Here is a 22,623-nt window from a genome sequence, read left to right as displayed (position 1 = left end):
GCGCTGTCCGCGGCCCGGCCCCCGCCCCCCGGCACCTATGTGCGCGAGCGCGTCAGGTTCACGTCCGCCGCCCGCACGAACGCGACCCGGTGGCCGAACTGGATCTCGTAGTACATGTCCTTGCCGATCACGACCCTGTGCGGGGCCGTGTCGAACGTCGGCGCGTAGAAGTACTCGCCCGGCACCTTGTCACCGACCGCGTACTTCTGGCCTGCCTGCATCTTGTACGGCAGCGGCGAGACGGCCTGGACGGGCACGCCCGCGGGGTACGCAGCCGCCTCCGGGTAGGCACGCCCGTACACGGGGATCTCCGTGACGCCGGCCTTGGGGGTCACGACCTGGCCCGAGGCGTTCACCGCCGTCGGCCGGCCCTGCGGGTTCTTGAACCAGGCCTTCTGGCCCAGGTACCAGATGGCCGTCCAGTCGCCGTTCCGGTCCGCGACCGCGTACCGCTGTCCGGTGGAGACCCGTGAACCCACGTCGTTCACGTCGATCGTCGAGTCGTCGCCCTTGGGACGCAGCCCGATGTCCTTGATCAGGGGCGAGGTCTCGTCCGGCCGGGAGTAGAGCCGCACCTCGCTGGAGCCGTGCGCCGCGCAGGGCTCGCCGCTGGTGACACATCCCGTGTACCGGGGCTGATTCTGGGCGAAGTTCGGCAGGATGGTGACCAGACCGCCACTCGTCCTCGTCTTCGCCTTCGTCGCACGCTGCAAGGGGTGGCCGAGCAGGGTGAAGTAGTGCTGCCAGTCCCAGTACGGGCCCGGGTCCGTGTGCATGCCGGGGATGGTCGAGGTGGTCGGGCCCGGCACGTTGTCGTGGCCCAGGATGTGCTGCCGGTCCAGCGGAACGCGGTACTTCTCGGCGAGGTAGGTCACCAGGCGCGCCGAGGCCCGGTACATCTCCTCCGTGTACCAGGCGTCCGGCGAGGCGAGGAATCCCTCGTGCTCCAGGCCGATCGACTTGGCGTTGATGTACCAGTTGCCCGCGTGCCAGGCCACGTCCTTCGCCTTCACATGCTGGGCGATGTGACCGTCGGTCGAGCGCAGGGTGTAGTTCCACGACACGTAGGTCGGGTCCTGGACCAGCTTCAGAACGCCGTCCCAGGTGCCCTCCGTGTCATGGATGACGATGTACTTGATGCTCTGCGACGTGGGCCGGTCACCGAGGTCGTGGTTCCCGTAGTCATTGTTGCCGAACTCCGAGTACGGGGCCGGAATCCACTCGCAGGACACGGACGTGGGGCACTCCGTGCTCTTGGCGGAGACGGTACGCAGCCCGGCCCGCCGCAGCTGCGCGGTGTCGGGGCGCAGTTCGGGCCGGGCGGCCAGCGCGACCTGCTGACCGGCGTCCGTGGTGCGCTCCTCGCCTTCGCGGATCACTCCGTAGACGTCATTGGCGTACGTCGCCGCGGTCGCGGTGTCGTCCGCGCCGGAGAAGCGCGCCACCGCGCCGTACCAGTCGGCCGCGTCGTCGCTCAGCGGCTCGCCGAGGTCCTTCTGTGCGGCGGCCAGGAGCGCGGCCCCGCCCGCCACGTTCGCCGCGGCGTCGGTGCGCAGCCGTTCCTCGGGCAGGCCGGTGAGCCGGGCCGCCTTCGTCAACGTCTTGAGGCGGGCCGGGAGTTGGGAGTTCTGCGGCACCTTGGTGGTGGGCAGCAGGGCCGCGCGCGAGCTGTCACCGCGGGCGTCCTCTGTGCCATCACTGTGGTGCGGTGCCTCCGCGATCGCCGTGCGTGCGTCGGTGAGGTGCATGGGGCCGTAGCCGCCGCTGGCGCTCGGCACGCCGGCGTGCGCGTCCCAGCGGGACTGGAGGTAGGAGACGCCGAGCAGGACGCTCAGCGGCACGTGGTACTCGGCGGCGGCGCCGGCGAATGCCCGCTGGAGCCCATCGGAGGACGCCTGCGCGGTGCTGTTCGACGGTGCCGCGCCGAGGAGCGGCAGCAACAGCGTCGCCGAGGCGACGGCGCCCGCGGTACGGCGCGCGCGTCTGTGCCCGGCGGTGGCCTCGGGGTCGGTGACGGATCCTCGCAATGCAGCCTCCTGGGACGGTCGAGCGCGGTGGGGCGTGCGGGCCGAACGTGGGTCAGTGGTATCGGCTCTCCGACGATCCGTCAATCATGCCCAGGGGCAGGCGATTCTCCATGTCAGCGGGGGACGAACACGATTTCGTGGCGGCAGCGGGACGGCCTGCAAGGCGTCAGTGGAGTGGACCGGTGGCGCGAACGGGTGAAGATGCCCCGGAAGGGATGCCGGCGGGGACGCGCCGCTCGCCGTACATCGGCGCCGCACGGCAGTGCCCCCGCATGACGAAGGCCCGCGGTGTGCCGCCGTTCAGGCGCACCGCGGGCCTTCGTCCCCGTCAACGAGTGCCGACCGCCGCTCGAACGGCCCGCCGGGCCATCTGGCAGTCGTCGTGCAGCCGCCGCAGCAGCAGCCGCTGTTCCTCGCCGGACGGCGCAGCACCCGGATGGGCCGGTCCCGGTGCCGCCGGGGTCGCGTCGTGCATCGAACGCTGCACGGCCGTCTCGTACGTACGGATCTCCCGGGTCAGTACGAGCATCAGGTTCACCAGGAAGGCGTCGCGCGCCGCGGGACCGGCGGACTGCGCGAGCTGACTGATCTGCCGGCGCGCCACGGGAGCGTCACCGAGGACCGCCCACAGCGTTGCCAGGTCGTAGCCCGGCAGGTACCAGCCCGCGTGCTCCCAGTCCACCAGCACTGGACCGGCCGGTGAGAGCAGGATGTTCGACAGCAACGCGTCCCCGTGACAGAACTGGCCCATGCCTTGACGGCCTGCCGAGTGCGCGATGCCGTGCACCAGCTTCTGCAGGTCGCCCATGTCCCGGTCCGTGAGCAGACCCAGCTCATGGAAACGGGAGATCCGCTCCGCGTAGTCCAGCGGGGCGTCGAACGTCCCCGCCGGCGGCCGCCACGCGTTCAGCCGGCAGATCGCACCCAGTGCCGCCCGGATGTCCGCGCGGGGCGGCGCCTCCGCCGGGTGCCGCTGCAGCGCGGCCACCCGCCCCGGCATCCGCTCGATCACGAGGGTGCAGTTGTCCGGGTCCGCCGCGATCAGCCGGGGCACCCGGACCGGCGGCCGATGCCGCACGAACGATCGGTATGCCGCTATTTCGTGCCTGATCCGCTCCGCCCAGATCGTGGAGTGGTCCAGTAAACACTTGGCGACGGCCGTGCTGCGCCCCGTCGTGCCGACGAGGAGCACGGAGCGCCCGCTGCGGCGCAGTACCTGGACCGGAGCGAACTCCGGACAGATCCGGTGCACCGACGCGATCGCCGTGCGCAGCTGCGCGCCCTGAGGGCCGGACAAGTCGATTCTCCCGCTGAGCGGTTGGGTGCCGAGCCCCGGAACGCGCCGCGTCCTGCCGGCGCCGAGCACGGGGGCCGCCGGTCGAGCGGGGTCGAGGTAGGGGCCGCTGCCCGCCGCCGGGCGGGGGTGAAGCGACCGGGGCGGAGCGGACACGGAGGACGATGCTGTGTACATGGGCGAAACAGATCCCTTCGTGTGCCTGCAAGTTGCTGCGCTACCCGCCCCGGCCGCCCTGGTACACCCTGGGGGAATGTCCCTCGGCAACCGGGTCGGGGTGGCGCTTTCCTACCTGACACCGGATGCCCAGTGGCAGACCATCTGGCGCACCCTGGCGAACCCTGGCGAATAGTCGCTCAGCAACTGACAGAGGGTTACTGTCAACTCAGCCGAGAACCTGGGGGCTTGATGTGAACGGACAACCCAACACTCGTCTGTCGGATCTGTTCGGCCTGGCCGGCTGGTCCAAGGGCGAACTCGCGAGGCTGGTCAACAAGCAGGCGGCGGCCATGGGTCACCCTCAGCTGGCGACCGACACCTCACGGGTGCGGCGTTGGATCGACGTGGGAGAGATCCCGCGCGATCCGGTTCCGCGAGTGCTGGCGGCTCTTTTCACCGAGCGTCTCGGCCGTGTCGTGACCATCGAGGACCTCGGTCTGGTGCGGCACGGGCGTGTGGGGAAACGGCCGGGCGGCGGGAATGTGGAACATCCCGACGGTGTGCCGTGGGCGCCCGAGCGAACCGCTGCGGTCCTCACCGAATTCACGGGAATGGACCTCATGCTCAACCGACGCGGCTTGGTGGGCGCGGGTGCCGCGCTCGCCGCGGGATCCGCACTCAGCAGTGCCATGCACGACTGGCTCCACACCGATCCGGCCCTCGTGGCCGACGCCCCTGTAGTCGACAATCCCCTGCACGCCGACCCCGCTGGGTTCGACCGTTACGAGGCCGCCCCCATCGGGTCGCAGGAGATCGAGGAACTGGAGCGCTCGGTCGAGGTGTTCCGGGCCTGGGACGCGGCCCGCGGCGGCGGGTTGCAACGCAAGGCCGTGGTGGGCCAGCTCAACGAAGTGGGAGGCATGCTCTCCTACCGACACCCTGACCATCTGCAGCGCCGCCTGTGGGGCGTCGCCGCCAATCTCGCCGTCCTCGCGGGCTGGATGTCGCACGACGTCGGCCTGGAGCCCACGGCCCAGAAGTACTTCATCATCGCCGCGCACGCGGCCAGAGAAGGCGGCGACCGGCCGCGCGCCGGGGAGGCGCTCTCCCGCGCCGCCCGTCAGATGGTGCACCTCGGCCGGCCCGACGACGCCCTGGACCTGATGAAGCTCGCCAAGTCGGGCTCGGGTTCCGAGATGTTGCCGCGCACCCGCGCCATGCTCTACACGATCGAGGCCTGGGCTCAGGCGTCGATGGGCAAGGGCCAGGCCATGCGGCGCACCCTGGGGGAGGCGGAGGACCTCTTCGTCTCCGACAAGGGTGATGTGCCACCGCCGAGCTGGATGCAGATGTTCGACGAGGCGGACATGCACGGCATGCAGGCGCTTGCCTACCGGACGCTCGCGGAGCACGACCCGGCCGCGGCGACCACGGCGCAACGCCACGCCAAGGAAGCGTTGCATCTGCGGGAGAACGGGCGGCAGCGGTCACAGATCTTCGACTGGCTGTCGCTGGCCTCGGCGTGCTTCATCGCGGACGACCCCGAGCAGGCGGACCGCTATGCCCGGCTGGCCCTGGTGTCGATGGGGGCGAACTCCTCCCACCGCACCTGGGACCGACTGCGCGAGATGTACCGGCTCACCGCCGAGTACTCCGGCTACCCGAAGATCCACGAACTGCGTGAGGAGATCCAACTCGCCCTCCCCAAGGGCTTGCTCAGGCCGAAGCGCGGGGGCACCACCACACAGGCATGAGAACTCCTTGCCTGTGTGCACAGTAAAGGGTTTCAGGCCGGGTCGTTCCAGGTCGGTCTGTGAGCCGATCTCGGCGAGGTCTATGAGCCGATCCTGGCGATGAGCACGCAGGCGTCGTCCTCGCGCTCACTCTCGCCGAATTCCTCGACAACCGTCCGTACGCAGTCCTGGGCCGTACGGGCTCCGCGGAAGCGCGGGGCCAGGTCGAGCAGCCTCTGGACGGCTTGCTCTCCATAGTGCCCGGGGACCAGTCCGTCGGTGTGCAGGAGCAGCAGGTCGCCGTCTTCGAGGGTCTCTTCGGCCTGCCCGTAGACGGCCCCCGAGGTGGCCCCGAGCAGCACGCCGTCCGGCGCTGCCAGCATGCGCCCCGTCCCGTTGCGGAACAGCAGCGGGGCGGGGTGTCCTGCCTGCGCCCAGGTGAGGGTGCGGGTCTCGGGCCGGTAGCGGCAGCAGACGGCGCTGCCGAGGGACGGCTGCACCGAGGCGTCGAGCAACTGGTTGAGCCAGGACATGAGTTGCCCGGGCCGGGTGCCCGCGACGGCCATGCCGCGCAGGGCGCCGAGCAGCATCGCCATGCCCGAGGCGACGGTGACGCCCTGCCCGGTGAGGTCACCGACACTCAACAGCGTGGCTCCGTCGGGCAGTTCCATCGCGTCGTACCAGTCGCCGCCGATCAGCGCGCTGTTCGAGGAGGGCAGATGGCGGGCGGCGAGGTCCAGGGCCTCGGGGCCCCGCTGCGGGAAGCGCAGGGAGCCGCGCCAGGGCGGCAGGACGGCCTCCTGCAGCTGGACCGCGAGCCGGCGCTCGCTCTGCGCGTGGTGTCGGTGCAGCTGAAGCGACTCACGGCTCTCGCTCACCGTCCGCTGGCTGCGTCGCAGTTCGCTGACATCGCGCAGCACGGCCCACATCGCGGCGGTGCTGCCGTCGATGTCGAGCACGGGCTCGCCCATCATGTGCACGGTCCGTACCCCGCCGTCGGGGCACACGATGCGGAACTCGCCGTCGATGGGCTTCGCGTCGATGAGGCAGTCGGTGACCATCGCCGTCAGCATCGGCCGGTCCTCGTCGAGCATCAGCGACGGCAGTTCGTCGAGGGTGAGCGGGGGAGCGGCGGGGTCGCGGCCCAGGATGTCGTAGAGCTCTCCGGACCAACTGGCCTCGTCCGTGAGCAGGTTCCACTCGGCACTGCCCACCCGGCTGAGCAGCGAGCCGCGCCGGGACGCGGCCGACACGGCAGGTACGGCGGGCGCGCGGGCCGGCTCCGCGGGCACGGGCGGGGGCCCGTCCCGCAACTGTGCCAAATGCTGGTCGAGGTCGTCGAGTTGGTGCATCGCCAGATCGCACAGCGCGCGCTGCCAGCGTCCCTGGGGGTCCGTGCCGTCGAGGGGAGCGTCCCGCCGGACGGCGTCCATCTCGCCGCGCAGCCGTCGCGTCTGCGAAATGAGCGCGTCGACCGAGCCGCGCGGGGGCGGCTGGGCGGCTGGGCGGTCCGCAGAGAGATGGGACGGCATGACGCACTCCGATGGGGGACGGTACGACCAAGGCTGGGCGGAGGGACCGTTACGACTGTTGCACAGCCCGCGACGCCCTGTAAGGGATTTGGCAACACACGATCCGGTGGTGCTTCTGGCATATGCCGCAGTCCAGACGGACGGGTCGACCGGCATGGATTCGGTACGCGGGTCGCGCGCCCAAGTCGTAGAAAGGGTACGTGACTTGAGGGGCTCCAGGGGTGGCCGGACGCCTTCTTCATTTCTTTGTTCGACGGTCATATGTACGCGGCGTGTCCATGCCGGGGAACGAGGGGGCAACGTTCACAGTGAACAGACGAAGGGCGTCGGCGTTCGGCCGCTGTTCATTCGTCTCTCACCGCATCGGTAGGGCTCCCGGCGATCGCCGCGTGCACGCTGGCGCGCGGTGTGCCGCAGGGGCATTCCGGTCACGAGGGGCGGGCGAATGACACCGATCAGCCGAAGAGGTTTCGTGGGACTCGGCGCATCCGTGGCGGCGGGCGCCGCGCTGGGCGTCGGCTCGCGCCCGGCGGCGGCCGCCGGCGCGACGACCGGCACCATCTCGGACGTACGGCACGTCGTCGTCCTCATGCAGGAGAACCGCAGCTTCGACCACTACTTCGGCCGCCTCAAGGGCGTCCGCGGCTTCGACGACCGCAGCGCCATCACCCTGTCCGGCGGGTACTCCGTCTTCAACCAGCCGAACGGTGCCGGACGGCAGTACCCGTGGAAGCTCAGCTCCACGCCCGCCGCGGGCGGCAAGGACGGCGAGACGCTCGCGCAGTGCAACGGCGACCTCCCGCACTCCTGGTCCTCGCAGCACTCCGCCTGGAACAAGGGACGCCTCGACAACTGGGTCTCCGGTGTCGGCAACGTCCGCTCGCTCGGCTATCTCGACCGCTCCGACATCCCCTTCCACTACGCGCTCGCCGACAACTACACGATCTGCGACGCCTACTTCTGCTCCGCACTCAGCGCGACCGGCCCCAACCGCACCTACCTGTGGAGCGGCAAGGTCGACGGCTCCAGCTACGACGGCGGCGACGAGTCCGGACTGACCTGGCAGAACTACGCCGAGGCGCTCCAGACGGCCGGAGTGACCTGGAAGGTCTACCAGAACGCGCAGGACAACTACGGCGACAACGGCTGCGCCTACTTCAAGAAGTTCGCCTCCGCGAAGGCGGGCGACCCGCTGTACGACCGCGGCATGGCCTCCGTGCCGAAGGTCACCGGCTCCACCCCCGACGACATAGCCGCCGCCATCAGGGCCGACGTCCTCGCGGGCACCCTGCCCCAGGTCTCCTGGGTGGTCGCCAACCAGGCCTTCTCCGAGCACCCCTATGCCCCGCCCGGGGACGGCGCCCACTTCGTCGACCTGGTGTACAAGGCCCTCGCGGCCGACCCGGACGTCTTCGACTCCACCGTCCTGTTCCTCAACTACGACGAGAACGACGGCTTCTTCGACCACGTGCCGCCCCCGGCCCCGCCCGCGAACACCGCGGGGGAGTTCCTCAACGGCGTCCCGTACGGTCTCGGTTTCCGAGTCCCGATGCTCGTCATCTCGCCCTGGACGCGTGGCGGCTGGGTCTCCTCGGAGGTCTTCGACCACACCTCGGTCCTGCGCTTCCTGGAGACATGGACGACGGCGCTCGGCAAGCCCGCCGCCTGCCCCAACATCAGCGCCTGGCGCCGCAAGGTCACCGGCGACCTGACCGGGGTCTTCGACTTCGGCAACCCGGCCTACGGGACGGTCCCGCTGCCCGCCACGAGCGTGCTCGGGATCGCCACCTGCGGCCCTCTGCCCAACCCGGTGCCGACCACCAACGCCCTGCCCGCCCAGGAGCCCGGCACCCGGCCCGCCCGCGCCCTGCCCTACCAGCCGAACGGCTACCTGGACCACCTGGAGTTCGGGTCGGGCGGCAAGATCCTCGCCTGGTTCACGATGGCCAACCAGGGCACCCCGGCCGGCAGGGCGGCGCACCTGTCGATCCACCCGAACGCCTACCGCGACACCACGCCCTGGCAGTACACCATCGACGCCGACGGCACCGCCTCCGACTCCTTCAACATCGGCTCGGGGTTCGGCAACGGCAAGTACGACCTCACCATGGCCGGCCCCAACCGCTTCCTGCGCCGCTTCAAGGGCGACGCGACCCAGGCGGGCAAGTCGGCCGAGGTGAGCACCCGTTACGCCACCGAACCCGGCACTGGCAAGACCGCCCTCTACTTCAAGATGACCAACTCCTCGGCCGCCCCGGTGAAGTTCACGATCACCTCGAACCAGTACCGCGGCGACGGGCCGTGGACGTACACCGTCGCCGCGGGCGGTTCGGCCGAGGACTACTTCAACGCCGTCGCGTACCAGAACGGCTGGTACGACTTCACGATCACCGTCGACTCCGACGCGAGCTGGTCGCGCCGGTTCACGGGGCACATCGAGACGGGCACGGCGAGCGTCAGCGGCTGATCACGCGTAGAGGACCGATCACGCGTAGAGGTCCGGGCGCGGGGCGAGTTCGACGGTCACCCGGCCGCCGCTCTCCAGCGCCCGGACCCCGGCCTCGGCGACGGCCGAAGCGGCGTACCCGTCCCACGCGCCCGGCCCGGTCACCTTCCCCTGCCGGGTGGCGTCCACCCAGGCCTGCACCTCGCGGTCGTAGGCGTCGGCGAACCGTACGAGGTAGTCCTGTGCCACCTCCTCGCGGGCATCGCCCGCCGTCGTCACCACCATGGTGTGCTCGTCCCCGATCCGCGCGCTCCCGGACTCGCAGACCGCCTCGCAGCGCACCTGGTAGCCGAAGCCGGAGTTGACGAAGACCTCGACGTCGACGAGGGCGCCTTCGGCCGTCTCGAACACCACGAACTGGGGGTCGAGAAGACCCTCGGGGGCACCCGCGGACGGCCGTGGGCGCAGCACGGTCACGGCGGTGAGTTCCTGGTCGAGCAGCCAGCGTGCCACGTCGATCTCGTGCGAGACGGAGCTGTTGACCAGCATCGCCGAGGTGAAGCCGGGCGGGGAGGACACATTGCGGTGCGTGCAGTGCAGCATCAGCGGACGGCCCAGCCGTCGACTGTCCAGCAGGGACTTCAGGCGCTGGTACTCGGCGTCGTACCGGCGCATGAACCCGACCTGCACCAGCCTCCGGCCGAGCCGCGCCTCCGCCTCCACCACCCGCAGTGCCCCGGCCGACTCCGGCACCATCGGCTTCTCGCACAGCACCGGCAGACCGCGGTCGAAGGCCGCGAGCACCGCCTCCTCGTGCGCGGGCCCGGGGGAGGCGATCAACACCGCCTGTACACCGGGCGCGTCGAGGGCCGCCGCCACCTCGGTGTGCACCGAGACACCGTCGATGCCGGTGACGGCGTCCTTGGCGCGCCCGGTGTCGGGATCGGCCACCGCCGCCACCCGGGCGCCGTTCACCACCCGATCGATCCGTCGTACGTGGTCGGCCCCCATGTGGCCCGCACCCAGGACCGCGACACCCAACAGCTCACTCACGCGCTCACCTCTCCGGCAGACAGCTCTGGAGGCGATTGTCTGCCGGAATGATCAGTAGCGCAGCACCCCGGCGATGCCTTTCGCGTCACCGAGACTGCCGTCGGGGACGAAACGGACGTCCGCTCCGGTCTCCAGGCACTGTTCGACGATCTCGTCGACGATGTCCTCGCGGGCGTCCAGATCACCGCTCTCGGCCGGGACCAGATGGTCGCCGCCGTCGTCGCGTACCGTCACGCGGTAGTTCTCCTCGACGGCCAGCAGCCGGACCCGGCCCTGGGAGGCGTTCTGCCACACCTCGTCGACCCCGGCCGCGAACTCCTTGCGGCCACGGGCCGACTCGAGCTCCCGGGCCACCGCGTCGGTGTCCCTGCGCTCCTCGGCGCTGATCAGCGGACGGACCGCCTGCCACACGGCGTCGGGGGTGCCGTGCGCGAGTCCGCCGTGCGGGATGTGCGTGGCGTCCTTGGTGACCGTGCCGACCTCGTCCAGGAGGGAGAGCGCGGCGGTCTCGCCGGTGACGTACAGCGGACGCGGATCCTCGCGCAGGACGGCACTCATCGCGGTGTCGGCGTCCCGCACGAAGTGCTTGGTCCGCTCGTCGCGGAAGGTGCTGGGCAGGTCTCCGATGCGCTCCTTGCGCTCGGCGTTCGGGTCCTCGAGGCTGCGGGTCCGCGGGAAGCCGCCGATGCGCTCCTCGGTGACCCGGTCGGCGCCGCCGTTCCACAGCGTCACCCGGTCCGCCGACACCGCGAGCACCCAGAACGGCCGCTCCGAGACCTGCGCGGCGACGAGGTTGCGGGTCAGGAAGGTGTCCGAGAGCACCACGCGTTCGGGCACCGTGCGGGCCAGCGACCACACCTGGTGCTCGCCGGGCGCCGCGAAGATCGCGAGGCCCTCCTCCGCGTGCGCCAGGTCGACCTCGGCGAGGGCCTGGTCGAGCTGCTGGACGAGGTCGGTGCGGCGTTCGCGGGTGACCGCCGGATCGGACTCGATCTGTTTTTTGGCCTCGGCCACGACATTGCGCAGCCGGACCGGATCCTGGGCGTTGTCGGGTTCGCGGCGGTGCGTGGGCGTCAGCACCGACACCGCGGGATAAGGCCGCGGCCTGCGCAGCATGGTGAGGGTCGCTGGGCTGAGTGCGTGCTCCATAACAGCACGATAGAGCCGATTCAGTTATCGGGCATTTGGGGCAATTGATTGTTAGTGTCGTTGAGGTCGCCAGATGACGTTCCCCCACGTCGTCGTCGCAGGACGACGCCCGCCTCCGCAGGACGCCCATGACGCAGGCCGACACCGAAACCCATGCGCCCCCGGCCGCCAAACTGACGCTGCCGACCCTCACCACGATGGTCGTCGGCTCCATGGTCGGGGCCGGCGTGTTCTCCCTGCCCCGCCTCTTCGCCCAGGAGACGGGCGTGGCGGGCGCCCTGATCGCCTGGGCCGTCGCGGGCACCGGAATGCTGATGCTCGCCTTCGTCTTCCAGCGGCTCGCGGTCCGCAGGCCCGACCTCGACGCGGGCGTGTACGCGTACGCCAAGGCCGGTTTCGGCGAGTACCTGGGCTTCTTCTCGGCGTTCGGCTACTGGGCCAGCGCCTGCGTCGGCAACGTGACGTACTGGGTGCTCATCATGTCGACGATCGGGGCCGTCGCCCCGGCGCTCGGCGACGGTGACACCCTGCTCGCCGTCGCCCTGTCCTCGGTGGGCCTGTGGTGCTTCTTCTTCCTCATTCGCAGAGGGGTGAAGGAGGCCGCGGCCATCAACCGGATCGTCACCGTCGCCAAGGTCGTGCCGATCCTCGTCTTCGTCGTCCTGGCGCTCTTCTACCTCAAGCCCCGTGTCTTCGCCGAGAACTTCGCCGGCGCCGACTATGCCGGTTCGCTGTTCAACCAGGTCAAGGGCACCATGCTGGCCACCGTCTTCGTGTTCCTCGGCGTGGAGGGTGCCAGTGTGTACTCGCGGCACGCCCGGCGCCGCGAGGACGTCGGCCGGGCGACCGTCCTCGGCTTCCTGAGCGTCTTCGCCGTCTTCGCCTCCGTCACCATCGTGTCGTACGGACTGCTGCCGATGAGCGAGATCGCCGAGCTGCGTCAGCCCTCCATGGCCGGGGTCCTGGAGAGCGCGGTCGGCACCTGGGGCAAGGTCTTCGTGAGTGTCGGCCTGATCGTCTCGGTGCTCGGCGCCTATCTCGCCTGGACGTTGATGGCGGCCGAGGTGCTCTTCGTCGCGGCCGAGGACGAGGACATGCCCCGCTTCCTCGGCCGCTCCACCGCCGCCGACGTGCCCGTGCCCGCGCTGCTGATGACGACGCTGCTCACCCAGGTCGTGCTGGTCGTCACGCTGTTCTCGGACGACGCGTTCAGCTTCGCGCTCGACCTGACCAGCGCGCTGACCCTGATCCCGTTCCTGCTGGCGGCGGCCTTCGCCCTGAAGACCGCACGGGGGAGTCCCGGCGGTGACCTGGCCGTCGCCGCGCTCGCCACCCTCTACACCGCGTTCCTGCTCTACGCGGCCGGACCGAAGTACCTTCTCGTCTCCTTCATCGTCTACGCGCCCGCCACGGTGCTGTTCGTGATGGCCAGGCGCGAGCAGGGCAGACGGCTGTTCTCGCCCCGGGAACTCGTCATCCTTCTCGTCTCGATCGCCGGCGCGGTCCTGGGGATCGTCGCCCTGGCGCTGGGCTGGATCAGCCTCTGACCCGCCCGTCCCCGCCCCGGAGAAAGGCACACCGTGACCAGTCAAGACACCACCGGCCGCCCGGCGTACGGCGTCCACTCCGAGGTCGGCAGACTGCGCAAGGTACTCGTCTGCGCGCCCGGTCTCGCGCATCGCAGGCTCACCCCCACCAACGCCGACGACCTGCTCTTCGACGACGTCATGTGGGTCGAGAACGCCCAGCGCGACCACGCCGACTTCGTCAACAAGATGCGCGAACGGGGCGTCGACGTCGTCGAACTGCACGATCTGCTCGCCCGGACCATGGCGCTCCCGGTCGCCAGGGACTGGCTCCTGGACCGGAAGATCACCCCGAACGAGGTCGGTATCGGGCTCGTCGACGACACCCGCGCCTTCCTGGAGACACTGGAACCGGCCCGGCTCGCCACGTTCCTGATCGGCGGCCTCGCCACCGCCGACCTGCCCGAGGACCACCGCTCCGCCTACCTCGCGCTGGCCCGCGAGTCCACGGGCGTACGCGAATACCTGATGCCACCGCTGCCCAACACCCTCTACACCCGCGACACGACCTGCTGGCTGTACGAGGGCCTCACGCTCAACCCGCTGTACTGGCCGGCCCGGCACGACGAGACGCTCCTGATGAAGGCGATCTACACCTTCCACCCCGACTTCGCGGGCTCGACCGTGTGGTGGGGCGATCCCGAACGGGACTGGCGGGAGGCCACGTTCGAAGGCGGGGACATCATGCCGGTCGGCAACGGCGTCGTGCTCATGGGCATGAGCGAGCGCACCTCACGCCAGGCCATCACCCAGGTCGCGGCGGCCCTGTTCGAGAACGGCGCCGCCGAGCACGTGATCGTGGCGGGCCTGCCGAAGCTGCGCTCCGCGATGCACCTCGACACGGTCTTCACCTTCGCCGACCGTGACCTGGTGACCCTCTACCCGACCATCATGGACGCCGTCCGCACCTTCTCCCTGCGCCCGAGCGACAAGGCCCCCGGCATCGAACTCACCGACGAGGGCGCACGCCCCTTCACCGAGGTCGTCGCCAAGGCCCTCGGACTGTCCGAACTGCGGATCGTGGAGACGGGCGGGGACGTGTACGCCTCCGAGCGGCAGCAGTGGGACAGCGGCAACAACGCGGTCGCGCTGGAACCGGGCGTGGTGGTCACCTACGACCGCAACACCCAGACCAACACCCTGCTGCGCAAGGCCGGGATCGAGGTCATCACCATCGTCGGCGCCGAGCTGGGGCGTGGCCGGGGCGGCGGCCACTGCATGACCTGCCCCATCATCAGGGACCCGGTGGAGTTCTGAACGCTCAGAACGCGTCCGGATCCGCCGCCTTCCAGTCCGCCTCCCAGGACGCGGGCGGCTCCGCGAGCAGCACCCCGGGCTCCAGCCACGCGTAGAGCTGCGCGTACGACCGTACGGTCGCCGGGTCCGTACGCCGCAGCAGCTGATGCGGTCCGAGCTCGGCCGGATCGCGTACCCCCATGGCGGCCATGATCCGGCTCGCGCTGCGGACCGTGGCCCGCTGGTAGTGGTGCACGCGCGCCGACTTGTCGGCCACGTCCAGGGCGCGCACTCGGCGCGGGTCCTGGGTCGCGACCCCGACCGGGCAGGTGTTGGTGTGGCAGCGCCGGGACTGGAGACAGCCGAGCGCGAACATCATCGCGCGGGCCGCGTTCGTGTAGTCGGCGCCCTGCGCCAGCCGTTTGACGATGTCCGAACCGGTGGCGACCCCGCCGCTCGCGCCGATCCGCACACGGTCGCGCAGCCCGGTGCCGACCAGCGCGTTGTGCACCGTGATCAGCCCTTCGGTCAGGGGCGTACCGAGGGAGGCGGCGAACTCCGGCGGCGCGGCCCCCGTACCGCCCTCGGCGCCGTCGACCACGATGAAGTCGGGCGAGACCCCCTCGGCGAGCATCGCCTTGCAGACGGCGAGGAACTGGCGGCGCGAGCCGACGCAGAGCTTGAAGCCGGTCGGCTTGCCGCTCGCCAGCTCCCGCATCCGGGCGAGGAAGCACACCAGCTCGCGCGGGGTCGAGAACACCCGGTGGTACGGCGGTGACACCACCGCCTGGCCCTCCGGGACCCCGCGGGCCCGGGCGATCTCGGCGCTCACCTTGACGCCGGGCAGCACCCCGCCGATACCCGGCTGCGCCCCCTGGGAGAGCTTCAGCGACACGCACTTGACCTCCGGCAGCGCGGCCTTGTCCGCGAACTCCCGTGCCTCGAAGCCCCCTTCCGGGGTGCGGCAGCCGAAGTACCCGCTGCCGATCTCCCAGATCAGGTCGCCGCCACCCCGCAGGTGGTGGTCCGAAAGACCGCCCTCGCCGGTGTCCTGCGCGAAACCGCCGAGCGCAGCGCCCCGGCTGAGCGCCAGGATCGCGTGCGAGGACAGCGCCCCGAAGCTCATCGCGGAGACGTTCAGCAGGGCCATGTCGTACGGCTGGGTGCAGTCCGGGCCGCCGACACGCACCACGGGCGGCTCGTCCGGCATCTCCACCGGGCGCATCGACGGTTCCAGGTACTCGTACCCGTCCGCGTACAGGTCCAGCCCGGTGCCGAAGGGCTCCTCGACCTCGACGCCCCCGGCGCGCTCGTTCACGAGGCCGCGCACATCACGGTCGTAGGGCCGAAGGAGGAAGCGGAGGTGGCCGAGCAGGGGACGGTTCCGCAGGACCGCGTGGCGGCGCTGGGCCAGGTCCCGGACGGCGAGCGCGGTCAGGGCGAGCAGTACGGCGGCCGCCCACCACCACCAGGGCGAGACGGCCCATGCCAGGACCAGCGCCCCGGCCGCACCCAGGGCGACGAACAGCGGCAAGAGCATCCGGCGCACACCATGAGTCAAACCCATGGGACGGAATGGGGCGAAAGCGGGCATGCCTCCCGGGTCCCCGAGGATCCCCCCCGCGGGCGCCCCGGCGGATGTTGAGGAAGACTTTGCCCGTGGCCGATTCCCGTTCGCGGACGCCCGGCAGCGGGCCGATCCGTCCGTCCGCGGGACGCAAAGCGCGGCCGAAACCGTCGGGGTGACTGGTCCGGTCAGGTTACGTACGTGTTGACGTCACTTGCGCACATGACACAACCTCGTCATATAGCTGCTCAATACAACTGGTTTTGCGGAAGCGCTGGACCGCCCATGAAACCGCAGGCTGGCGCGGTGTTCCCGGCAGAACCGGACGCGGGAGGTAACGCATGTGCGGCATCACCGGCTGGGTCTCCTTCGACCGCGACCTGCGCGCCGAGGCTGAGACATTGGATGCAATGACGGAGACGATGTCCTGCCGGGGCCCCGACGACCGCGGCACCTGGACCGAGGGACCCGCGGCCCTCGGGCACCGCCGGCTCGCGATCATCGACCTGCCCGGCGGACGCCAGCCCATGACCGCCGAGACCCCGGACGGCACGGTCGCGCTCGTCTATTCGGGGGAGACCTACAACTTCACCGAGCTGCGCCGCGAGCTGACCGACCGCGGGCACCGTTTCTCGACCGACTCCGACACCGAGGTGGTCCTGCGCGGCTACCTCGAATGGGGCGAGGCGCTCCCCGAGCGGCTCAACGGGATGTACGCCTTCGCGGTCTGGGACGGTCGGCACGACAAGCTCGTGATGATCCGCGACCGCATGGGCATCAAGCCGTTCTACTACTACCCGACCCCCGACGGCGTCCTCTTCGGCTCCGAACCCAAGGCGATCCTCGCCAACCCGCTCGCCCCGGCCCGGGTCCGCCTCGACGGACTGCGCGAGCTGTTCACCTTCGTCAAGACGCCCGGACACGCGATCTGGGACGGCATGCGCGAGGTGGAGCCCGGCACCGTCGTCACCGTCGACCGCTCCGGTCCGCGCCGCCGCGTCTACTGGCAGCTGGAGACCCGGCCGCACACCGACGACCGCGACACCTCCATCGCCACCGTCCGCTCGCTCCTCGAGGACATCGTGCGCCGCCAGCTCGTCGCCGACGTGCCGCGCTGCACCCTGCTCTCCGGCGGCCTCGACTCCTCCGCCATGACCGCGCTGGCCGCCCGGCAGCTCGGCGAGCACGGCGAGAAGGTCCGCAGCTTCGCCGTCGACTTCGTCGGCCAGAGCGACCACTTCGTCGCCGACGAGCTGCGGGGCACCCCCGACACCCCCTTCGTGCACGACGTGGCCCGCGCCTCGGCCACCGACCACCAGGACATCGTCCTCGACGCGCACGCCCTGGCCGACCTCGACGTCCGGGCGAAGGTGATCAGGGCCCGCGACCTCCCCATGGGCTTCGGCGACATGGACGCCTCCCTGTACCTGCTCTTCCAGGCCATCCGCGAGCACTCCACGGTCGCGCTCTCCGGGGAGTCGGCGGACGAGGTCTTCGGCGGCTACCTGCAGTTCTTCGACGAGGAGGCCCGCAGCGCCGAGACCTTCCCCTGGCTCGTCCGGTTCGGCCGGGACTTCGGCGACGACGCCGACGTACTGCGCCCGGACCTCACCGAGGCGCTGGACCTGGAGTCGTACGTCGCCGACGGCTACCGCACGGCCGTCGCGGGCATCCGGCGGCTCGACGGCGAGAGCGACTTCGAGTACCGGATGCGGCGGATCTGCCACCTCCACCTGACCCGCTTCGTCCGCGTCCTGCTCGACCGCAAGGACCGCGCGAGCATGGCCGTCGGCCTGGAGGTGCGGGTGCCGTACTGCGACCACCGGCTCGTCGAGTACGTCTACAACGCGCCCTGGTCCCTGAAGTCCTTCGACGGACGGGAGAAGAGCCTGCTGCGGGAGGCGACCGCCGACCTGATCCCCAAGTCCGTGTACGACAGGGTCAAGAGCCCCTATCCGTCCACTCAGGACCCCAAGTACGCGATCGCCCTCCAGGACCATGCCAAGGACCTCCTGGCCCGGCCCGCGCACCCGGTCTTCGACCTCGTCGACCGGGAGCGGGTCCACCGGGCCGCCCACCGCGACAGCCCGCAGATCACGCAGGCGTCGCGGCGGGGCCTGGAACGCACCCTGGACCTGGCGCTGTGGCTGGACATGTACGCCCCGGACGTACTGCTCACCTGAGCGCCCGGTCGGCGGCCGCCTGCGAGGACTTCCACCACGAGGTCACCGGCTCCCAGACCAGGACGACCCGACCGACGCCCAGCTCACGCGCGGTGAACGTACGGCCGAAGCGCGCGGGGTCCGCCGAGACGCTGATCGCCTCCACCCGGCGGGCCTCCGGGTCCGCCGGGTCGGCGATGGTCCGCAGCGCCGCGTACGCCGTCCGGCCCGCATCGAGCAGGTACGGTCCACTCCGCCCCGCGGGAACCGGCAGGGCGGCGCCGTCGAGGTCCCCGAAGACGACGGTCGGGATGCGGTCGACGGTGCACGCCCGGGTGGTGCGGTTGGTGACGCCGAGGTGCAGCAGAGTGGGGTCGGCGGAGCGGTGGGCGTGGACGGTGACGGCCTTCTCGGCGCAGCGGGCGGGCCGCGCGGCGGCCGAGCCGCTCTGCGGCACGGCGAGAAGCAGCGCCGCGGCGACGGCCGGGAGGGCGAGAACGGGTCGGATGCGCATCGGTGGGTTCCCCCTGTTTCGGTCACGAGCGGTGTCGTGAGCGATGTCACGAACGGTGAGCAATGCCTGCTCAGTGTGACGGCCGAAGTGCCCTACGGGTGGTGTCCGACCCCTCAGGGGGCCGTCGCGTCCTCCGGGCCGCAGGAACTGCCGTTGTCCGGCAGTGAGCCGTACAGCAGGAAGTCGGTGACCTTCTGGCGCACGCACTTGGACGACGCGTAGCCGGTGTGGCCCTCGCCCTTGTTGTCGAGCACGACGGCCGCGGAGCCGAGCCGCTCGGCGGTCTCCTCGGCCCAGCGGTACGGGGTCGCCGGGTCCCCGCGGGTGCCGACGAGGAGCATCTTCGGCGTGTGGACATCGCGTACCTTCTCGCGGATGTAGTCGCTGCCCTTGGGGCGTCCGTAGCACATCAGCAGCTCGTTGAGGCGGAGGGGGCCGAAGATCGGCGACGCCTCCTGGTAGGCGGCCTTCAGATCGTCGATCTCCTTGGTGAGCTGTGCGGCGCTGGGCCGATCGGGGTCGTCGGCGCAGTTGATCGCCAGGAGTGCGCTCTCGAGGTTGTCCGGGGGCACGTTCGCGGGGTCGACCAGCCCGCTGTACGTGGCGTGGGGCAGGGCACTGCCCCCGGCCGCCTGCAACAGTGGGCTCGGGTCGCCGTCCTGGACGAGTGAGGCGAGGGACCGCTCGAGCTTCGGCCACCCCTTGCGGTCGAAGAGTTCGAGACCCATGGTCGCCACCAGGTCCTGGCCGGAGAACTGCTGCCCGAAGTTCGTCGGCACCGGGTTCTTGTCCAGCGAGTCGACGAGCCGCGCGACCCGCTGACGGGCATCGCGCGGATCCTGCCCGAAGGGGCACGACGTGTCCTGGGTGCACCAGGTGAGGAAGTCCTCCAGGGCGGTCTGCTGCCCCTCGGCGCTCACCAGGCCCGACTCGGACAGCGGCTCGGTGAGCGTGTCCACGCCGTCGAGCACCATGCGGCCCGTCTTGTCGGGGAACTGGCTCGCGTACACCGCACCCAGGCGCGTTCCGTACGAGAACCCCAGGTAGTTGAGCTTCTTGTCACCGAGGGCCTGGCGTATCACGTCCAGGTCCCGGGAGGCGTTGACCGTGCCGATGTGGGCCAGTACCGGGCTGGAGTGCTTGGCGCACTCGTCGGCGTCCTTGCGCACCTGCTTGAGGAGTGCCTCCGGGCTGCTGTCGTGGGTGGCCGGGCCCGTCGCGTCGGCGCCCTGGCCCATGCCGCCGCCGCAGCTGACGGGAGAGGACCGGCCGACACCGCGCGGGTCGAAGGTCACCACGTCGTAGCCGTTGGTGAGCGGCATGAAGTCCTTGCCGCCGGTGGCGAGCTGCGGGACTCCCGGGACGCCGGGGCCGCCGAAGTTCAGCAGTACGGATCCCCTCGACGGGCCGGTGGCGCGGTAGCGGGCCAGCGCGAGGTCGAGCGTCCCGGCGCCCGGGTGCGCGTAGTCCAGCGGGACGGTCACCTGCCCGCACTGCAGATCCGCGGGCATCGCGTCGCCCTTGCAGGTGCCCCACTTGATCTGCTGGTGGTAGAAGCGGGAGAGGTCGGGGCCCTCGGCAGCCGTCGCCACCCCCGAGGGCAGACCCGCCGCCAGCAGGGCCAGTGTCACGACGCCGGCTCCGGCGTACGCCCAGCGTTGGTGCGCGGACAGCATGGATGCCTCCAGGGACGCCCGGCGTCGTACCGGGCGCCAGGGGGATAGCTCCTCGCTCACGATAAGCGGGTGTCCGGGAGCGCGCCTCTGGGCGGGCGTTCGATAAACGTGACCCTCGATGGGGTGAAAGCACGATCAGCCATAACGTCGGATGGTCCTTCCGCGTTTTACGCGGTGCGGGCGAGTGCCCGCGTCCATGTCTGGAAGGCAGGGAACCTATGAAACGGGTTACCCGAAATGGTTTGATCGCCGCGGCCGCCGCCTCGGGCGCGGCGATGGCCGTGGCGATGCCGGCGCACGCCGACGCCTCGGCGGACGGCGGCACGGCGGCTTCGCCCGGGCTGATCTCCGGCAACACCCTCCAGCTTCCGGTGCACGTTCCCGTGAACGTGTGCGGCAACACCGTGAACGTGGCCGGGCTCCTGAACCCTGCCGCGGGCAACGGCTGCGCGAACGTGAGCGAGGGCGGGGGCCCCGGCGCCGGCGGGAGGAGCCACGGCAGGAGCGGCGAAGGCGCTGGTGCCGTCACACGCGGCGGTGCTGTCGCGGTCGGGAGCGGAAAGGATTCTCCGGGCGTGCTCTCGGGCAACGGCCTGCAGCTCCCGGTGCACCTCCCGGTGAACCTCAGCGGCAACTCCGTGAGTGTGGTCGGCCTCGGCAACGCGTCCGTGGGGAACACGTCCACGAACACCTCCGGCGACCACCCGCAGCCGGTGAAGACCGCCCCGAGGCCGCACACGACGCCCAGGGCGCAGGTGCCGCGCTACCAGGCCCCGCGGCCGATGGCCTCCCTCGCCCACACGGGCGCCGACCAGACGATGCCGGCGGTCGCCGCGAGCGCCGCCCTGCTGCTGGGCGGAGCCGTGCTGTACCGGCGGTTCCGGCCCACGGGGGTCCGCTGACGCGCCAGGCCCCACCGGGCACACGACCCGGTGGGGCCCCGTTCGGGTGGTTTCCGCGAGTGGTCCCCGGGCGGGGTCAGCGCATCTCGGGAAGGTCGTCGCGCAGGATGCTGTAGCGCACGCCGTCGCGCCACCGGCCGTCCCGGAACCCCACACTGCGCAGCACGCCCTCGCGGGTGAACCCGGCCTTCTCCAGGGCGCGTTGCTCGGCGATGTTCTCCGCCTCGGTGTCCGCCTCGATCCGCACCACGGTCGTGTGCGCGAACAGGTAACGGACGAGCTGCCGCTGGGCTTGCGTACCCCAGCCCTTGCCGCGCGCCTCCGGCAGCAGACCGATGCCCATGTTCCAGTAGTACGTGCTCGGGGTGGGCCGGATCTTCCGCCACCCGACGAAGCCCAGGCGCTCCTCGCCGCGCACGACCATCAGATAGCCCGCGTCGTCGCCGAGCATGCGGTCCTCCGCCCACTTGCGCCGCCAGCGGTCCGGGTCCCGCCAGCCGAACCACTGGAAGGGTATGGAGGTCTCGGGTTCCGTCAGGAACCGCTCCATGACGGGCAGGTCATCCTCGGCCACCGGGCGCAGGGTCACGTCATCGACACTCATGGACGACAAGCCTATGAGTGACGGAGGCTGAAATCCCCGTGGAGATCGGGAAGGATGCTGCGGGCGCGGGCGACCGCCGCGCACCCCCGCCGCAAGCGAATGGAGCGCACACATGACTTCTCCTGGTCCCGCGGATCTCGTCGTCGCCCGGGCCTCGCTCGACGACTGGTCGGTGATCAGCGGGTGGGCGGGGGACGAGGGATGGAATCCGGGGCTGTCCGACGCACCGAGCTTCTTCGCCCAGGATCCCGAGGGTTTCTTCATCGGCAGGATCGACGGGCAGCCGGTCTCGGCGGTGTCGGTCGTGACGTACGACGCCGACTACGCCTTCCTGGGCTTCTATCTCGTACGACCGGATCTGCGCGGCCGCGGCCACGGCCTCACCACCTGGAAGACGGCCCTCGCCCACGCCGGCGGCAGGACCGTCGGTCTGGACGGTGTGGTGGCGCAGCAGGAGAACTACCGCAAGTCCGGCTTCGAACTGGCCCACCGCACCGTCCGGTTCATCGGAACTGTGCCGACGGCACAGACGCCACCGGGGGTGCGGCCCGCCGCGGCGGCCGACTTCGCGTCGATCGCGGCGTACGACGGTGCCTGCTGTCCGGCCGACCGCCCCCGCTTTCTGGAGCGGTGGCTCACCGGTCCCGGCCACCGCACCTTCGTCCGCGTCGCCGACGGCCACCTCACCGGCTACGCGGTGGTCCGGCCCGCCCTCGACCGCCCGCGCGTGGGCCCGCTGTTCGCCGACACCGCCGAGGACGCCCGCGCCCTCCTGCTGGCGCTGGCCGCCGACGCTCCCGGGGGCGAGGTCGCCATCGACATCCCCGAGTCGAACGCGCCGGGCGTCGCCCTCGCCGAGGAGTTCGGCCTCACCCCCTCCTTCGAGACCGCCCGGATGTACACCGGCCCGGTCAGGCCGTTCAGCGCCGAGCGCGTCTACGGGGTCACCACGCTCGAGCTCGGCTAGGTCCTGTCCGGCGGAT

General features: G+C 70.8%; 16 protein-coding genes. 7 read left to right on the top strand and 9 right to left on the bottom strand.

Going from position 1 to position 22,623, the window contains the following annotated elements; translation table 11 throughout:
* Positions 1-35 precede the first annotated feature (35 nt).
* Both FNV62_RS08355 and FNV62_RS08350 read right to left on the bottom strand, forming a co-directional pair.
* Positions 36-2,027 (bottom strand): N-acetylmuramoyl-L-alanine amidase, encoded by a 1,992-nt coding sequence (locus FNV62_RS08355; protein WP_144314976.1) that lies wholly within the window; start codon positions 2,025-2,027, stop codon positions 36-38.
* Between the two features lie 328 nt (positions 2,028-2,355).
* Positions 2,356-3,498 carry an aminoglycoside phosphotransferase family protein gene (locus tag FNV62_RS08350; RefSeq protein ID WP_144314975.1) on the bottom strand — a complete coding sequence of 381 codons (1,143 nt, stop codon included), beginning with the start codon at positions 3,496-3,498 and terminating at the stop codon, positions 2,356-2,358.
* A gap of 233 nt (positions 3,499-3,731) precedes the next feature.
* Between FNV62_RS08350 and FNV62_RS08345 the strand changes: the two genes are divergently transcribed.
* Complete coding sequence (locus FNV62_RS08345; RefSeq protein ID WP_143600515.1) at positions 3,732-5,234, top strand: hypothetical protein; 1,503 nt, start codon at positions 3,732-3,734, stop codon at positions 5,232-5,234.
* A gap of 80 nt (positions 5,235-5,314) precedes the next feature.
* Here the strand turns inward: FNV62_RS08345 and FNV62_RS08340 are convergent, their stop codons facing one another.
* Complete coding sequence (locus tag FNV62_RS08340; RefSeq protein ID WP_143607255.1) at positions 5,315-6,745, bottom strand: PP2C family protein-serine/threonine phosphatase; 1,431 nt, start codon at positions 6,743-6,745, stop codon at positions 5,315-5,317.
* A 445-nt stretch (positions 6,746-7,190) separates the two neighbouring features.
* On the opposite strand from FNV62_RS08340, the gene FNV62_RS08335 reads away from it, so the two are divergent.
* The gene (locus FNV62_RS08335) at positions 7,191-9,212 is read left to right on the top strand and encodes a phosphocholine-specific phospholipase C (protein WP_144314973.1); all 2,022 of its coding nucleotides are present in this window, start codon (positions 7,191-7,193) and stop codon (positions 9,210-9,212) included.
* An 18-nt stretch (positions 9,213-9,230) separates the two neighbouring features.
* On the opposite strand, the gene FNV62_RS08330 is transcribed toward FNV62_RS08335, so the two are convergent.
* Positions 9,231-10,244 carry a Gfo/Idh/MocA family protein gene (locus tag FNV62_RS08330; RefSeq protein ID WP_054232918.1) on the bottom strand — a complete coding sequence of 338 codons (1,014 nt, stop codon included), beginning with the start codon at positions 10,242-10,244 and terminating at the stop codon, positions 9,231-9,233.
* Positions 10,245-10,295: 51 nt separating this feature from the next.
* On the bottom strand, positions 10,296-11,393 hold the full coding sequence (locus FNV62_RS08325; RefSeq protein ID WP_054232917.1) for a chemotaxis protein: 1,098 nt from the start codon (positions 11,391-11,393) through the stop codon (positions 10,296-10,298).
* 128 nt (positions 11,394-11,521) lie between these two features.
* Here FNV62_RS08325 and FNV62_RS08320 point away from each other — a divergent pair, with 128 nt between their 5' ends.
* Entirely contained in the window at positions 11,522-12,940 is a 1,419-nt protein-coding gene (locus tag FNV62_RS08320) for a basic amino acid/polyamine antiporter (protein ID WP_144314971.1), read from the top strand.
* A gap of 33 nt (positions 12,941-12,973) precedes the next feature.
* Positions 12,974-14,236, top strand: coding sequence for an arginine deiminase (locus FNV62_RS08315; protein WP_097283289.1), 1,263 nt, complete (start codon positions 12,974-12,976; stop codon positions 14,234-14,236).
* Positions 14,237-14,240: 4 nt separating this feature from the next.
* Here the strand turns inward: FNV62_RS08315 and FNV62_RS08310 are convergent, their stop codons facing one another.
* Entirely contained in the window at positions 14,241-15,755 is a 1,515-nt protein-coding gene (locus tag FNV62_RS08310; RefSeq protein WP_205523138.1) for an FMN-binding glutamate synthase family protein, read from the bottom strand.
* Between the two features lie 368 nt (positions 15,756-16,123).
* Here FNV62_RS08310 and asnB point away from each other — a divergent pair, with 368 nt between their 5' ends.
* Positions 16,124-17,965, top strand: a complete 1,842-nt coding sequence (gene asnB, locus FNV62_RS08305; RefSeq protein ID WP_143600509.1) for an asparagine synthase (glutamine-hydrolyzing) — start codon at positions 16,124-16,126, stop codon at positions 17,963-17,965.
* Here the strand turns inward: asnB and FNV62_RS08300 are convergent.
* Both FNV62_RS08300 and FNV62_RS08295 read right to left on the bottom strand, forming a co-directional pair.
* A complete protein-coding gene (locus FNV62_RS08300; RefSeq protein WP_143600508.1) occupies positions 17,958-18,458 on the bottom strand; it encodes a DUF4232 domain-containing protein in 501 nt (166 codons plus the stop codon). The two genes, asnB and FNV62_RS08300, sit on opposite strands and share 8 nt — an antisense overlap.
* Positions 18,459-18,571: 113 nt before the next feature.
* Positions 18,572-20,134, bottom strand: a complete 1,563-nt coding sequence (locus FNV62_RS08295; RefSeq protein ID WP_143605263.1) for an alpha/beta hydrolase — start codon at positions 20,132-20,134, stop codon at positions 18,572-18,574.
* A gap of 218 nt (positions 20,135-20,352) precedes the next feature.
* Here FNV62_RS08295 and FNV62_RS57530 point away from each other — a divergent pair, with 218 nt between their 5' ends.
* Positions 20,353-21,036, top strand: a complete 684-nt coding sequence (locus FNV62_RS57530; protein WP_143600507.1) for a chaplin — start codon at positions 20,353-20,355, stop codon at positions 21,034-21,036.
* A 76-nt stretch (positions 21,037-21,112) separates the two neighbouring features.
* Here FNV62_RS57530 and FNV62_RS08285 read toward each other — a convergent pair whose 3' ends face one another.
* The gene (locus FNV62_RS08285; protein ID WP_097283283.1) at positions 21,113-21,640 is read right to left on the bottom strand and encodes a GNAT family N-acetyltransferase; all 528 of its coding nucleotides are present in this window, start codon (positions 21,638-21,640) and stop codon (positions 21,113-21,115) included.
* Between the two features lie 112 nt (positions 21,641-21,752).
* On the opposite strand from FNV62_RS08285, the gene FNV62_RS08280 reads away from it, so the two are divergent.
* Positions 21,753-22,607 (top strand): GNAT family N-acetyltransferase, encoded by an 855-nt coding sequence (locus FNV62_RS08280; protein ID WP_143600506.1) that lies wholly within the window; start codon positions 21,753-21,755, stop codon positions 22,605-22,607.
* The last annotated feature ends 16 nt before the right edge of the window (positions 22,608-22,623 follow it).

The sequence above is a fragment of the Streptomyces sp. RLB3-17 genome, from assembly GCF_007113425.2.
GTDB classification, from domain to species: domain Bacteria; phylum Actinomycetota; class Actinomycetes; order Streptomycetales; family Streptomycetaceae; genus Streptomyces; species Streptomyces mirabilis_D.
The sequence above is the reverse complement of the archived record's forward strand: the minus strand, read 5'-3'. Positions and strand labels throughout refer to the sequence as shown.

Coding starts and splice junctions, on each gene's coding strand:
- FNV62_RS08320 (WP_144314971.1), top strand. CDS start 11,522: ATGACGCAGGCCGACACCGAAACCCATGCGCCCCCGGCCGCCAAACTG.
- asnB (WP_143600509.1), top strand. CDS start 16,124: ATGTGCGGCATCACCGGCTGGGTCTCCTTCGACCGCGACCTGCGCGCC.
- FNV62_RS08350 (WP_144314975.1), bottom strand. CDS start 3,498: ATGTACACAGCATCGTCCTCCGTGTCCGCTCCGCCCCGGTCGCTTCAC.
- FNV62_RS08285 (WP_097283283.1), bottom strand. CDS start 21,640: ATGAGTGTCGATGACGTGACCCTGCGCCCGGTGGCCGAGGATGACCTG.
- FNV62_RS08295 (WP_143605263.1), bottom strand. CDS start 20,134: ATGCTGTCCGCGCACCAACGCTGGGCGTACGCCGGAGCCGGCGTCGTG.
- FNV62_RS08310 (WP_205523138.1), bottom strand. CDS start 15,755: ATGCTCTTGCCGCTGTTCGTCGCCCTGGGTGCGGCCGGGGCGCTGGTC.
- FNV62_RS08335 (WP_144314973.1), top strand. CDS start 7,191: ATGACACCGATCAGCCGAAGAGGTTTCGTGGGACTCGGCGCATCCGTG.
- FNV62_RS57530 (WP_143600507.1), top strand. CDS start 20,353: ATGAAACGGGTTACCCGAAATGGTTTGATCGCCGCGGCCGCCGCCTCG.
- FNV62_RS08280 (WP_143600506.1), top strand. CDS start 21,753: ATGACTTCTCCTGGTCCCGCGGATCTCGTCGTCGCCCGGGCCTCGCTC.
- FNV62_RS08325 (WP_054232917.1), bottom strand. CDS start 11,393: ATGGAGCACGCACTCAGCCCAGCGACCCTCACCATGCTGCGCAGGCCG.
- FNV62_RS08300 (WP_143600508.1), bottom strand. CDS start 18,458: ATGCGCATCCGACCCGTTCTCGCCCTCCCGGCCGTCGCCGCGGCGCTG.
- FNV62_RS08340 (WP_143607255.1), bottom strand. CDS start 6,745: ATGCCGTCCCATCTCTCTGCGGACCGCCCAGCCGCCCAGCCGCCCCCG.